The 12406-nt window shown below is 63.8% G+C and carries 14 protein-coding genes; 4 read left to right on the forward strand and 10 right to left on the reverse strand.

Features of this window, described 5'->3' with window-relative positions; all coding sequences use genetic code 11:
• Window positions 1-835, reverse strand: an 835-nt coding sequence (xseA, locus tag EN893_RS04650; protein ID WP_128361426.1) for an exodeoxyribonuclease VII large subunit, incomplete at its 3' end; no start/stop codon positions are given.
• A gap of 83 nt (window positions 836-918) precedes the next feature.
• Window positions 919-1875 carry a LysR substrate-binding domain-containing protein gene (locus EN893_RS04655; RefSeq protein WP_063170125.1) on the reverse strand — a complete coding sequence of 319 codons (957 nt, stop codon included), beginning with the start codon at window positions 1873-1875 and terminating at the stop codon, window positions 919-921.
• Window positions 1876-2053: 178 nt separating this feature from the next.
• Here EN893_RS04655 and EN893_RS04660 point away from each other — a divergent pair, with 178 nt between their 5' ends.
• The gene (locus tag EN893_RS04660) at window positions 2054-2344 is read left to right on the forward strand and encodes a DUF1127 domain-containing protein (RefSeq protein ID WP_127267713.1); all 291 of its coding nucleotides are present in this window, start codon (window positions 2054-2056) and stop codon (window positions 2342-2344) included.
• Window positions 2345-2489: 145 nt separating this feature from the next.
• Here EN893_RS04660 and EN893_RS04665 read toward each other — a convergent pair whose 3' ends face one another.
• From EN893_RS04665 to EN893_RS04685, 5 genes are all read right to left on the reverse strand, one after another.
• Window positions 2490-2642, reverse strand: coding sequence for a type II toxin-antitoxin system HicB family antitoxin (locus EN893_RS04665; RefSeq protein ID WP_236383376.1), 153 nt, complete (start codon window positions 2640-2642; stop codon window positions 2490-2492).
• Between the two features lie 55 nt (window positions 2643-2697).
• A complete protein-coding gene (locus EN893_RS04670) occupies window positions 2698-3744 on the reverse strand; it encodes a DUF937 domain-containing protein (RefSeq protein WP_127267712.1) in 1047 nt (348 codons plus the stop codon).
• A gap of 100 nt (window positions 3745-3844) precedes the next feature.
• Window positions 3845-5218 (reverse strand): glutamate--cysteine ligase, encoded by a 1374-nt coding sequence (locus EN893_RS04675; protein WP_127267711.1) that lies wholly within the window; start codon window positions 5216-5218, stop codon window positions 3845-3847.
• 144 nt (window positions 5219-5362) lie between these two features.
• Window positions 5363-6097: a 16S rRNA (uracil(1498)-N(3))-methyltransferase gene (locus tag EN893_RS04680; RefSeq protein ID WP_127267710.1), complete on the reverse strand. Its 735-nt coding sequence runs from the start codon at window positions 6095-6097 to the stop codon at window positions 5363-5365.
• A 31-nt stretch (window positions 6098-6128) separates the two neighbouring features.
• On the reverse strand, window positions 6129-6776 hold the full coding sequence (locus EN893_RS04685) for a hypothetical protein (RefSeq protein ID WP_127267709.1): 648 nt from the start codon (window positions 6774-6776) through the stop codon (window positions 6129-6131).
• Window positions 6777-6863: 87 nt separating this feature from the next.
• Here EN893_RS04685 and EN893_RS04690 point away from each other — a divergent pair, with 87 nt between their 5' ends.
• Together EN893_RS04690 and EN893_RS39855 are read left to right on the forward strand one after the other, a co-directional pair.
• Window positions 6864-7562 carry a type 1 glutamine amidotransferase gene (locus EN893_RS04690; protein ID WP_127267708.1) on the forward strand — a complete coding sequence of 233 codons (699 nt, stop codon included), beginning with the start codon at window positions 6864-6866 and terminating at the stop codon, window positions 7560-7562.
• A gap of 293 nt (window positions 7563-7855) precedes the next feature.
• Window positions 7856-7987: a hypothetical protein gene (locus EN893_RS39855; protein ID WP_013893872.1), complete on the forward strand. Its 132-nt coding sequence runs from the start codon at window positions 7856-7858 to the stop codon at window positions 7985-7987.
• Window positions 7988-8026: 39 nt separating this feature from the next.
• On the opposite strand, the gene EN893_RS04700 is transcribed toward EN893_RS39855, so the two are convergent.
• From EN893_RS04700 to EN893_RS04710, 3 genes are read right to left on the reverse strand one after another with little or no spacing between them, the layout of a single operon-like run.
• Window positions 8027-8800: a metallophosphoesterase family protein gene (locus tag EN893_RS04700; RefSeq protein WP_127267707.1), complete on the reverse strand. Its 774-nt coding sequence runs from the start codon at window positions 8798-8800 to the stop codon at window positions 8027-8029.
• A 35-nt stretch (window positions 8801-8835) separates the two neighbouring features.
• Entirely contained in the window at window positions 8836-9972 is a 1137-nt protein-coding gene (locus EN893_RS04705) for an alpha-hydroxy acid oxidase (protein ID WP_127267706.1), read from the reverse strand.
• 19 nt (window positions 9973-9991) lie between these two features.
• On the reverse strand, window positions 9992-10795 hold the full coding sequence (locus tag EN893_RS04710) for an FCD domain-containing protein (protein ID WP_127267705.1): 804 nt from the start codon (window positions 10793-10795) through the stop codon (window positions 9992-9994).
• Between the two features lie 202 nt (window positions 10796-10997).
• Here EN893_RS04710 and EN893_RS04715 point away from each other — a divergent pair, with 202 nt between their 5' ends.
• Entirely contained in the window at window positions 10998-12320 is a 1323-nt protein-coding gene (locus tag EN893_RS04715) for a DUF3422 family protein (protein ID WP_127272364.1), read from the forward strand.
• Window positions 12321-12406 lie beyond the last annotated feature (86 nt).

Raw genomic sequence — 12406 nt, forward strand, 5'->3', positions numbered from 1 at the left:
CCTTCACCGGCCCGGCGATTTCGGCCGCACCCGTCGGCGTCGGCGCCCGCACATCGGCAACGAGGTCGATCAGCGTCCAGTCGGTCTCGTGGCCGACAGCCGAGATCACCGGAATGCCGGAAGCGGCAACGGCGCGGGCGAGCGCCTCGTCGTTGAAGCCCCAGAGGTCTTCGAGGCTGCCGCCGCCGCGCGCCACGATCAGCAGATCGGGGCGCTGAATGGCGCCGTCCCAGGCCAGCGCGTTGAAGCCGTTGACCGCGGCAGTCACTTCCGCGCCTGACGTCTCGCCTTGAACACGCACCGGCCAGACCAGGATGTGCAGCGGAAAGCGGTCCTTGATGCGGTGGATGATGTCGCGGATGACGGACCCTGTCGGCGAGGTGACGACGCCGATGACGCGCGGCATGAATGGCAGCAACCGCTTGCGACCGGCATCGAACAGCCCCTCGGCCTGTAGCCGCCGCTTGCGCTCCTCCAGCAGAGCCATCAGGGCGCCGGCGCCGGCAGGCTCCAGATTGTCGATGACGATCTGGTAGTTGGACTTGCCGGGATAAGTGGTGAGCTTGCCGGTGGCGATCACCTCCATCCCCTCCTCGGGGCGGAATTTCAGCCGGCTCATCGTGCCTTTCCAGACCACGGCGTCGAGACGGGCACGGTCGTCCTTCAGCGCGAAATAAGCATGACCGGACGAATGCGGCCCGCGATAGCCTGATATTTCGCCGCGCACCCGCACATTGCCGAAAACGTCCTCGACCGTGCGCTTCAGCGCGCCGGAAATCTCGCTCACCGTATATTCGGCGGCGTTGGTGCGTGATTCGGATGCTGCTTCGCTCATCGGTCGATTGGGGAACGGTTGGGCGCCCGCGTCAAGGCGGTTGCGTCGGGCCAGCCGTTCATAACCCGCATACCTGACCCCGCCTACCAGCCGGGCAGAATCTGGTTCGGCTTGGTTCGCCGCAGCTTGGTGAAGGCGAGTGCCGCGAAATCGAATGTCCCGGGATCTTCACCGACCGGCACGGAGATGTTGTCCAGGCTTTCCGAAATATGGCGGGCGAGCGCATCGACGATCTCCGGCCGCGACGTCTGGCCGCGCATGATGCCGATGCGGCAATCGGGCAGGGCGCCGAAGCCGTCGGCTTCGCCCAGCACCCGCATGCCGGGCCGTAGCGCACATTCCGGCAGCACCGAGATCGCGAGGCCCGAAAGCACCGCGGCGGTGATGACGGTGGCCGAGAAACTGGTGAACAGGATGCGATAGTCGCGGTTCTGCTGGTCGAGCACATCGACGGCGGCGCGCCGCCAGATGCAGTTCGGCCGGCCGAAGGCCATCGGCAGCGTTTCCTGCTCATGCGTCGCATGGTTGGCCGAGGTGACCCACAGCAGCGGTTCGCGCCGCACCACCTCCGACTGGCCGCGTACGTCGTTGTGAGTCACCAGCGCGAGGTCGAGATTGCCGCGCTTGATATGCTCGACCAGCCCCGGTGTCGGCTCGCAGATGACGGTCAGTTCGACGCGCGGATTGGAGCGCGTGAACCGCGCCATGATCTCGGGCAGGAAACGGTCGGCATAGTCGTCGGGCGTGCCGATGCGGATCGTGCCTTCGAGCCGCCGGTCGTCGAAGGCAGCCAGCGTCTCACGGTTGAGATAGAGCAGCCGCCGCGCATAGGAAAGCAGCTTGTCGCCTTCCTCGGTCAGCCTGTTGGTGCGCCCGTCCTTTTCGAACAGCGGCTTGCCGAGCCGCTCCTCCAGCCGGCGCATCTGCATCGACACCGCCGACTGGGTCCGGTGCACCTCTTCGGCCGCTCTGGTGAAGCTGCCGGTGTCGGCAATCGAGATGAAAGTTTGCAACTGATCGAGATCGAGCGGCGATTTCATCGACATGATCCATCACTGGTGTTGATGGTAAAGATTAGAAACATTCGTTGGATTAATCAATCGGCCGATGGCAAATTGGCATTGTCCACATGAAGGCATGTGAATCGAAGCCGGAACGGCCGCTGTCGCCAGCGCCGATCGCCTGGTTTTGTCAGTTCGAGTCTGAAGGAGACCGACAATGACCACGTTTGATTTCGCCACCGAGACCTCGCGCATCACCTCGCGTCCGGCCGTTGCGACTCGCGTGGCCAACACTGTCTCCAACATCTACCGCGCCTGGAAAAATCGCCGCGCCTTCTATCGTCTTGGCGAGATGTCGGACGCCGAACTCGCCGATATCGGCCTGACGCGCGGCGACCTGCACGTCGCCATCGACGTGCCGTTTGGCCGCGACCCGACGGCGATGCTGCGCGAAATCGCCAGCGATCGCATCGAAACGATCGAGGACATCGCCCGCAAGGTGGCCTGATCTGATGCTTGTTGTTTAGGTTGCCGCGAACCTTTTCGGGGTTCGACGCGACTGACGAGTATGCAGGCTCCCACTCCCTGCCGGATCCCCCCGGCCCGCCTGCACTCTGCCCGGTCCTCCCAGGACCGGGCTTTTCCTTTGGCTGTCAGGCGAATGCCAGCTTTCGCGATGGCCTTGGTATCGATCTGCCGAGCTCATGCGCGGCCTCTATCCAGGCTGCTATGGCGTCCTGGACATTGGCGATGGCCTCTTCAGGAGTGTCGCCATCACTCACGCAGCCTGGCAGATCAGGCTCCATCCTCTGCAGAAAGTGGCGCAATGACGACCGGATATTCAAGTCTGTCCATCATGTCTTACCGCCGATCCATATCGCGCTTGAACTGGTCGAAGATCGTCTCCACGCCCTTCTGGTAGTCGTCACGCTGCTGGGCGCCGGTCTCGAACATCTTGCCGAACAGGTCGTCGAACGGGTTTTTCGGCCTGCCGCTCGGATTGGCCTGTGGCTGCGGTGCCTGACGCTGCTGTGGGGGCGCTTGAGGCTGTTGCGGCGCCGGCTGTCCGCCAGGGATGCCGCCTAAGCCACCGCCACCTTGCCGCAGCATCTCCTCGAAGATTTTCCCCAGCGGATTGTCTCCGTAGGGGCTTTGTGTCTGCTGAGGCTGCGGCTGCGCCCGCCCTTGCGGCTGCGGCTGAGGCGCGCCACCGCCGAACATGTCCTGCAGCACCTTGCCGAGTGGATTGTCGCCGTAGGGATTGGGCTGCGGCTGCGGCTGGCTTTGCGGCTGTGGCTGAGCCGCACCGCCGCCGAACATGTCCTGCAACACCTTGCCGAGCGGGTTGTCCATCGGGTTCTGGGGTGGCGGCGCTTGGCGCGGCTGCGGCGCCGGGGCCTGCATGCCGCCGCCTTGCCGCATCATCTGCTCGATGATCTCGCCGAGCGGATTGTTGCCGCCGCCAAAACCGCCGGCGGCCTGCATCTGATTTGTCGTCTGCTTGAACAGCCCGCCCATGACCATCGAGGCGATCGCCGGCAGCATCTGCTGCAGGATCTGCTGATTGACGCCGCTGGCTTGCGCCGCCTGGCTGGCCACGGCGCGCGACAGGTCTTTCGAGCCGAACAGGTGCCCGAGAATGCCGTTGCCCTCATCGACGCCTTGCGGTGAGAAGGCCCGGGTTGCGTCCTCGAAATACTTGGCGTGCTGGCCGCTGGCCATCGCCGTCATGAAGGCGCCGAGCCCGTAAGGGTCGGCTGTGTTGCGCTGCAGCCCCTGCGAAAAGGCCGGCAGCAATGCGGCGACCGCGGCTTGCGTCTGCTGCATCGAAAGCCCGTATTGCTGGGCAAGGGCCTGCATGCCGTTGCCGTTCTGGGCCTGTGTCAGCATGTCGAACAAGGAAGGCATTGGTCTCTCCTCCGGAAATCCTCGCCGAAGAACCCTAGTTTGTTTCCACTTCCGATTGAAGCGACTTTTGCCGGCCGGTCAGCTTTGCCAGATCCGAGGGTTAATAGGCGTATTCCATGAAAACCGGCTCGATCGAGCCGCCCCAGCGCGTGTGGTAGGCCGACAGCATCTCCTCGGCGCTGGTTGTGCCGCGCGCCACGACCTCGTCGAGCGTGTTGAGGAACGAGGTCTCGTCATAACCGTCGCGGTTCTTCTTGCCACGGTTCTTCAGGCCCATGCGGGAAATGACCATCACGTCACGCGCGATCTCGCGCAGCGTGGTGTTGCGGAACGGTGCGGAAATGCCTTGTTCCGGCACGGCGTTGCGCATCGCCAGCGTTTCTTCATACGTCCAGCTCGACGTCAACGCCTCGGCGGCATCGAGTGCGGCTTCATCATAGAGCAGCCCGACCCAGAACGCAGGCAGCGCGCAGATGCGCCGCCATGGCCCGCCATCGGCGCCGCGCATCTCAAGGAAGCGCTTCAGCCGCACGTCCGGGAACAGCGTCGACAGATGGTTCGCCCAGTCGCCCATTGTCGGCAGCCCGTCCGGCACCTGATTGCGCGCGGCACCGGCCATGAACTGACGGAAGGTGACGTGCGTCATGTCGTGATAGCGGCCGTCGCGGATGACGAAATACATCGGCACGTCGAGCGCCCATTCGACATAGTCGGCGAAACCGAAATCGGGCGAGAAGCAGAATTCGAGCAGGCCCGAGCGCTGGTTGTCGGTGTCGCGCCAGATATCGCCGCGCCAGCTCTGCAAGCCGTTCGGGTGGCTTTCGGTGAAAGGCGAATTGGCGAACAATGCCGTCGACAGCGGCTGCAGCTTCAACGACACCTGCATCTTGCGGCGCATGTCGGCCTCGCTCTCGAAGTCGAGATTCACCTGGATCGTGCAGGTGCGGTACATCATGTCGAGGCCCTTGGTGCCGACCTTGGGCATGTAGCGCGTCATGATCTCATAGCGCGATTTCGGCATTTTCGGCGTCTCGGCCAGCGACCATTTCGGGCTGCCGCCGAGGCCGAGGAAACGGATGCCCATCGGCTCGGCGATCTCGCGCACCTGCGCCAGATGGGCGTTGCCCTCGCGGCAGGTCTGGTGGATCGTTTCCAGCGGTGCGCCGGAAAGCTCGAACTGGCCGCCGGGTTCCAGCGAAATCGCACCCTGACCGGTCGGCTCGACCAGGCCGATGATGCGGCCGTCATCGACGATCGGATCCCAGCCGAGCTTTGACTGCATGCCTTCGAGAATGGCGCGGATGCCGCGCTCGCCGCCATAGGGGACCGGTGCATTGCCGTCGACATAGAAGGGGAATTTCTCGTGCTCGGTGCCGATGCGCCATTTGTCGCGCGGCTTGTTGCCTTCGGCCAGATGCTCGACGAGTTCGTCGACACCTTCGATCGGGCGGAAATCGGTCGTATCGCGCGCCATGATGGTACCCTCAGAGGCGGCCGGATGACCGCCGGCGGTAAATGGACGAAATGTCAGCAGACGATCAAGCGAAAAATCCTGAGCCACAGGTCAACAGGAATTGAACGTTGCTGGAACTCTGCGTCCCTTGCAAGGGATGACGTCTCACCAGTCTCCGACAGTTGCCTGCATCACCGCGAGCGCGGCCACCGCCGCCGTGTCGGCGCGCAGGATGCGCGGGCCGAGCGGAATGGCGGTGACGAAGGGCAGGGCGCGCAGCATCTTGCGCTCGTCGTCGGAAAAGCCGCCCTCCGGCCCGACCAGCAGCGCAAGCTTCTTTTCCTTGACCGCCTGCAGCGCGGCCAGCGGATTGTTGGTCGAAGCATCCTCATCGCAGAAGATCAGCCGTCGCTCAGTGTCCCAGCCGGTCAGCAAACGGTCGAATTTTTCGGCTTCGTGCACCTGAGGCACGGCCAGGATGCCGCATTGTTCGGCGGCTTCGACGACATTGGCGCGCAGGCGATCGATCGACGGCTTGGCCACTTGCGTGTGCTGGGTGATGACCGGCTGCAGGATGCCGGCGCCCATCTCGACCGCCTTCTGCACGAGATAGTCGAGCCGGCCCTGCTTCAACGGCGCAAAGCAGTAGACGAGATCGGGCAGCGGCGGCTGCGGCCGCTGCAGCGCTGACACCTTCAGCCGCACCGCCCTTTTCGTCTTCGCTGATATGGCCGCTGACCACTCCCCGTCGCGGCCATTGAACACCAGGATTTCGGCGCCTTCGCCAAGCCGCAGCACATGCAGGAGATAGTGGCTCTGCTGTTGGCCAGCGTCGAACTCGACATCCGGCGCGAGATCGTCGGGCACGAACAGACGTTGCATCTTGTAATTGGCGCGCATCGCCGAGGAATGAGCGAGCCGGCCGCCGGCGTCAAGCCTCGGCGGTAGGATGCCACACCGGCCGAAAGCCACGCCGCAGCACGGCGAGCGTCGTGGCCGGCGTCAGCAGCGACAGCGTCCTGCCTTTGAGCAGGCCGAAATCTGCGGGTGGGCCATATCCCGCAAACGACCAGCGCAGCGTCTTGCCCCTACGCAGGGCATAAACAGTGCGACCATCCGCAACCATGGCGCCGTCCGGCAGGCCGGCAAGGTCTTCAACAGCAATCCCTGGCGGCCTGCCGCCCGAGGCCAGCCGCTCCTTGTGCAGCCGCTTGTCGACCATCGGCGCGCGCGGTTCGGCAATGCCGAACGCGTCGCCGAAGCGGCCGACGAAATCCCTGGCCCGTTCGCGCTGGCAAAAGAAGCAGGGGCGATGCCCGGCCGCCAATGCCGTCACCTCGTCGAGGAAGAACAGTTCTGTCCAGCCCGCTTTGCCGCCCTTCCGGTTGCGGCCCATCGGTTCGCGCCGCACATCGCGGAATTGGCGGACGCAGATGATCCAGGCCGGAAGCGCCCAGCGCTTCTTCTTGAGCGTCTTGGTCTCGGGATCGTGGATGATGCCGCGATTGCCGGTGAACATGCCGCGATCGGGCACAGCGTGGATGGTACCGAACGGATCGACCCGGTTCTGCAGTGGCATAGTTTTCTCTCCGGACACGCATCTTGGCTGCAATGCGAGCGGCATGATATCGCTCCTCGCATCTTTTCATGTCAGCAGGGTTTTGTGATGCGGGTGCTGGTGGTGCAGAACTACGACAATACCGGCCTCGGCCAGGTCGGCGCAGCACTTGCGGAAGCGGGTGCCGATCTCGACCTGCGTCTCCCTTACAAAGGCGATCCCCTGCCGGATGACGCGGCCGGGCATGATGCCATGATCGTGCTCGGCGGCGGCCAGAACGCGCTGGCCGACGATGAGTACCCCTATTTCCCGGCACTGCTCGAACTGACCCGCGACTTTGCCGACAAGGATCGCGCCGTGCTCGGCATCTGCCTGGGCAGCCAACTCGTCGCCCGTGCCTTCGGCGGCGAAAACCGCATCGGCGGCGCCAATGAGTTCGGCTGGCACGGCGTATCGCTGACGGCGGACGCCAAGGGCGATCCGGTGCTGGGCGCGCTGCCGGAGAAATTCCCGATCTTCCAGTGGCATGACGACACCTTCGTGCTGCCTGAGGCCGCCGTGCGGCTTGCCGGCAACGATGTCGCCGAGAACCAGGCATTTCGCGTCGGCCGCGCCGTCTACGGCTTCCAGTTCCATTTCGAGGCCGACCGGCCGATGGTCGAGGACTGGAGCACGTCGTTTGCCCCGACCATCGCCGCTCGCCATCCCGACTGGGCCGGCAAGCTCGATGGCGAAATGGCCCGCAACGGGCCCGATGCGGATGCCGCTGGCCTCGCCATTGCCCGTGCCTGGGTAGCGACCATCTGAGTGTTGGCCTCTCCGTACCCTCCAGCGTGACATAATTGGCACGCGGCGGTGAAACCGCCTGGGGAAAACCGTTTCATTCTTGGCTTGTGTCCGCCCGCCATCCTAGAAGGCGCGCGCTCTGCATCTTCTGTGCAACGGCTATGAACCTTTTGTGTGACCCGCGCGACACACCGTTGATACAGAACATGCCTAGAAGCGCAAAATCGTCGAAACTTTGAAGCGAATTCTCCGTTTCAACGCATTGGTAACCGCCTGGTGCACAGATGCAGAAAGCTCAACAAGAGATGACCTCCGTGAAAGCAGCGCTTCTGTCCTTTGCCATGTTGTCCGCCATCGTGCTGTGCGGTCTCGGCATCTATGCCGCCGACGCAGCCAACAACCACAACGCCGTCGACGGTTACGGCGTCACCGCCTCGCTGCGCTAAAGGCGGAAAGCGCCTTTCGCGTCCTCCGACGCGCGACGCTCAAGCTTCCTTGATCGTCATTGTCAGGATGCGTTTGTCCGCGCCGTCGACGACGAGCGCGCTCAGCATGCCTGATTGCCAGGCAAGCGTGTCGACATTGACGCGGTTGGCCATCACTTCCGCCTCCGGCACCGGCGTGTGGCCGTGCACCACGATCTTCGGATAGAGGTCGGGGTGGTTGTGGAAGACGTCGCGGATCCAGATCAGGTCCTGCGGGCTTTGCTTCTCCAGAGGATTGCCCGGCCTGATGCCGGCATGACAGAAGAAGAAGTCCCCGAAAGTCGCGGAGAACGGCAGCGATCGCAGGAAGTCGATGTGGCTTTGCGGCACGGCCTCGACCAGGGCCTGATGTCCTTTGCGCACGGCCGATTCGGCCTTGCCGAACCACATGCTTGTGCCTTCACTGATCGCCACGCCGTAAGAGTGTGCCGTCTGGATGCCGCCGAACCGGATGAAAAGCCCTTCCGGGTCAGGGGTCTTGAGAAAGTCGAGAAAACCGATGTCGTGGTTGCCGGCCAGCATCAGGTGACGAGGGTCGCGCTCTTGCGCTTCGATCAGGAAATCGATGACGCCCTTCGAGTCCGGCCCGCGGTCGACATAGTCGCCAAGATGGATGACGCGCCAGTCGGCAGGCGCCTCCTGCTCGATCTCGGTCCTGATGCGCCGATGCATGGCGGCCAGCAGGTCGAGCCGGCCGTGGACATCGCCGATCGCGTAAAGACGCACACCTTCCGGCCCATGCGCGTCGAGAAAATGGATGCCGGGTTCTGCCAATTTTTCGGTGTCTCCGTGGTCGCGCGGTCACGGGCTTAGCGCCGGAGCTGGTCCTTGCCCATGTCGGTGACAAGACGCTTTCCGCACAGCGCCAGCGTGATGTCCATCTCCTTGCGGATGATTTCCAACGCCTTGGTAACCCCTTCCTTGCCAAGCGCCCCCAGGCCATAAAGAAATGGCCGGCCGATATAGGTTCCCTTGGCACCTAGGCAAAGCGCCTTCAGGACATCCTGCCCGGAGCGGATGCCGCCATCCATATGCACTTCGATCGTGTCGCCAACCGCGTCGGCAATCTCTTCCAGCACGCCGATCGACGACGACGCACCATCGAGCTGGCGCCCGCCATGGTTGGAAACGATGATCGCGTCGGCGCCGGTCTTGGCCGCCATCAGCGCGTCCTCCTTGTCGAGAATGCCCTTGAGGATCAGCTTGCCGCCCCAGCGCTCCTTGATCCAGGCGACGTCCTTCCACGACAGATGCGGGTCGAACTGCTCCGTCGTCCACGATGCCAGCGAGGCCATGTTGCCGACACCCTTGGCGTGGCCGACAATGTTGCGGAAGGTCCGCCGCTTCGTGCCGGCCATGGCGGCGCACCAGTGCGGGCGGATGGCCATGTCGACGATGTTCGTCAGCGTCAGCTTGGGTGGCGCCGAAAGCCCATTGCGGATGTCCTTGTGGCGCTGACCGAGAATCTGCAGGTCGAGCGTCAGCACGAGCGCCGAGCATTTCGCCGCCTTTGCCCTGTCGATCAGGTTGAGCACGAACTCCTTGTCACGCAGCACATAGAGCTGAAACCAGAACGGCTTCGTGGTTACCGAGGCGACATCCTCGATGGAGCAGATGCTCATCGTCGACAAGGTGAACGGCACGCCGAATTCCTCCGCCGCCTGAGCCGCCAGCATCTCGCCATTAGCGTGCTGCATGCCGGTCATGCCGGTTGGCGCCAATGCCACCGGCATCGACACTTTTTCGCCGATCATCGTCGATGCCAGCGAACGGTTGTCCATATCGACGAGCACGCGCTGGCGGAACTTGATCTTCTGGAAATCCTCTTCGTTGGCCCGATACGTGCTTTCGGTCCACGAACCGGAATCGGCATAGTCGAAGAACATCTTCGGCACGCGCCGGCGGGCGAGGTCCTTGAGGTCGGCGATGGTCAGGATCTGGCTCATGGGCTTCCCGTTTCGATAGCTAGGAGCGTTTGCGTGCAGGTTCGGTATCGGTGGCTTCGACCCGCTGCTTCAGCCTCAGTCGCGAAACGCGCTGCCAGTCGCCGCTGCGCTCGGCTTCCGCCATCGACCGTTCGACATAGGTGATGTGGTCCATCGCCGCTTGCCGGGCAGCATCCGGATCGCCGGCCTTCACCGCCGCATGGATCGCGCGGTGCTGCGCCAGCAGGGCGTCGCGCGCGCCTGGCACGGTGAACACCAGCAGCCGGTTCTGGAACACGCCTTCCGACAACAGCCGGTAACAGGAGCGCAACGTGTGCAAAAGGATGATGTTGTGCGCGCATTCGCAGATCGCGTGGTGGAACTCGACATCAATCTCGGCCTCGTCGTCGAAGTCGCCGGTCCGGTGCGCATCGTCCATGCGTGCCATGATCTTGTCGAGCAGCGCCATGTCGTCGGCAGTGGCGCGCCGTGCCGCGTATTCAGCCGCGACCCCTTCGATCTCGCGGCGATATTCCAGATAATCGGTCACTGCCTTGCGGTGCATCGAGATCAGGTCTGTCACCGGTTTGGTGAAGAGCTGGCCGATGACATCGGCGACATGCGTGCCGCCGCCGGGCCTTGTCGTCAAAAGGCCGCGTCCTTCCAGTGACTTCAGCGCATCACGCAGGATCGGCCGGGATACGTCGAACTGGCGTGCAAGCTCGCGCTCGCCCGGCAGCCGGTCGCCGGTGCGCAGCACGCCTTCGAGGATGAGGCTCTCGATTTGCTGCACCACCTCGTCGGCGGTGCGCGAATGCTCGATCCTGGAAAAAATGTCGCTCAACAGAATGCCTGGAAGGTGAACCGGTGTCGTAGAATAGAGCTTGCCTCGCCAACTGGTCAAATTATTTATCCAATTGACAAAAGCGGGCCGATTTCCCGCCCGATGCCATCATCTTCGGCTAACTTGCTGTTTGCGTCATCAGGCCATTGGCACTAGAGGGACGCGCGTGCAAGAGGGTTCAAGGAAACCCAGGGAACAAGCCGTGTCAGACGACCCGTCCGATCTCGAATTCCAGCCGCGCGCCAAGGGCAGCGTCATGGGCTTTCCTGCGCATGAGGGCCGGCCTGGCGCACTCGGCGAGGTTCATGCCCGGCCGCACCCGCTGATCGAAAAGCCACGCGTCCTGATGCAACTCGCCTTCATGACCGAGGGGGGCTCGGGCGTCGACCACGCGGTGCTTTCCGAACTGTCGCGGCGCCTCGGCGTCGCCGCGCCCGACCGCCAGGCCCGCCATCATGCCATGAAATGGGGCAAGGGCTCGCTGCGCTGGGAGCGGCACACCGAATTCTCGACCTATTTGTGGGAAGGGCCGCTTTCCGAGAGCGGCAGGGCGCAGGAGGACTCCCCCTTCGGCAACGGGTTTTCGCCGCCGGGAACCTGCATCTCCGGCATCAGGCTCGAAATCCGCAAATGGACGCAAGCGAGCGAGCAGCTGATAGCCGGTTTCGATCCGACCAGCCTGTGCTACTCGCTGGTCGAGCGCGGAAACGCCGCCATCGTCACCGATTTTCGCCAGGATGGCGATGGCCTGACGCGCATGCTGCTGCTCGATCGCGGCTTGACCCCGGCGCGTACCGGCGCGTTGTCGCAGCGGCTTATCGACATCGAAACCTATCGGACGCTGGCCATGCTCGGCCTGCCGCTGGCGTTGACCTTGTCCGGCCGTGCCCGCCGCATCGAAGACCGGCTGGCGCAGACCACGCTGGAGATGAAGGTCGCCGGGACTCGCGACAGCCAGACCTTGCTGGCCGATCTGACCGAACTTGCGGCGGAGTTGGAGGCGGACGCGGCGTCGAGCCTTTACCGTTTCGGCGCCAGCCGTGCCTATGACGGCATCGTCGGCGAACGGCTGGAGGCGCTCGAGGAAGAGGCTGTGCCCGGCTATGACACATGGCGCGGGTTCCTGCAGCGCCGGGTGGCGCCCGCAATGCGCACCTGCCGCTCGGTCGAGGAGCGGCAGGAAAATCTGTCGCGAAAACTGACCCGCGCCACGACGCTGCTGCGCACCTGGGTTGATGTCGAGGTCGAGAAACAGAACCGCGACCTGCTTGCCTCGATGAACAATCGCGCCCGCCTGCAACTGCGCCTGCAGCAGACCGTCGAGGGGCTCTCGGTCGCCGCCGTCTCCTATTATGTGGTCGGCCTTGTCGGCTATGTCGCCAAGGGTGCCTCGATCTTCGGCCATGCCTTCGCACCGGAGATCATTACCGCGGCTTCGGTGCCTGTCGCCATCCTGCTGGTCTGGTGGGGCGTACGCCGCGTGCGCCGGATGCACTCCGAGCCCGGCAAGCCGCCCGGCGAATAGATCTGCTCACCCTCCCCCTTGTGGGGAGGGTCGGCTCATGATCGCAGCGAAGCGAAGATCGTGAGACGGGGTGGGGGTCCTCGTAG

The sequence above is a fragment of the Mesorhizobium sp. M7A.F.Ca.CA.004.04.2.1 genome (assembly GCF_004022825.1).
Lineage (GTDB): Bacteria > Pseudomonadota > Alphaproteobacteria > Rhizobiales > Rhizobiaceae > Mesorhizobium.

Excerpts from the sequence above, each read along its gene's own strand:
- EN893_RS04655 (WP_063170125.1), bottom strand. The coding sequence starts at position 1,875 with ATGAAATCGCCGCTCGATCTCGATCAGTTGCAAACTTTCATCTCGATT.
- EN893_RS04660 (WP_127267713.1), top strand. The coding sequence starts at position 2,054 with ATGACCACGTTTGATTTCGCCACCGAGACCTCGCGCATCACCTCGCGT.
- EN893_RS04665 (WP_236383376.1), bottom strand. The coding sequence starts at position 2,642 with ATGGAGCCTGATCTGCCAGGCTGCGTGAGTGATGGCGACACTCCTGAA.
- EN893_RS04670 (WP_127267712.1), bottom strand. The coding sequence starts at position 3,744 with ATGCCTTCCTTGTTCGACATGCTGACACAGGCCCAGAACGGCAACGGC.
- EN893_RS04675 (WP_127267711.1), bottom strand. The coding sequence starts at position 5,218 with ATGGCGCGCGATACGACCGATTTCCGCCCGATCGAAGGTGTCGACGAA.
- EN893_RS04680 (WP_127267710.1), bottom strand. The coding sequence starts at position 6,097 with ATGCGCGCCAATTACAAGATGCAACGTCTGTTCGTGCCCGACGATCTC.
- EN893_RS04685 (WP_127267709.1), bottom strand. The coding sequence starts at position 6,776 with ATGCCACTGCAGAACCGGGTCGATCCGTTCGGTACCATCCACGCTGTG.
- EN893_RS04690 (WP_127267708.1), top strand. The coding sequence starts at position 6,864 with ATGCGGGTGCTGGTGGTGCAGAACTACGACAATACCGGCCTCGGCCAG.
- EN893_RS04705 (WP_127267706.1), bottom strand. The coding sequence starts at position 9,972 with ATGAGCCAGATCCTGACCATCGCCGACCTCAAGGACCTCGCCCGCCGG.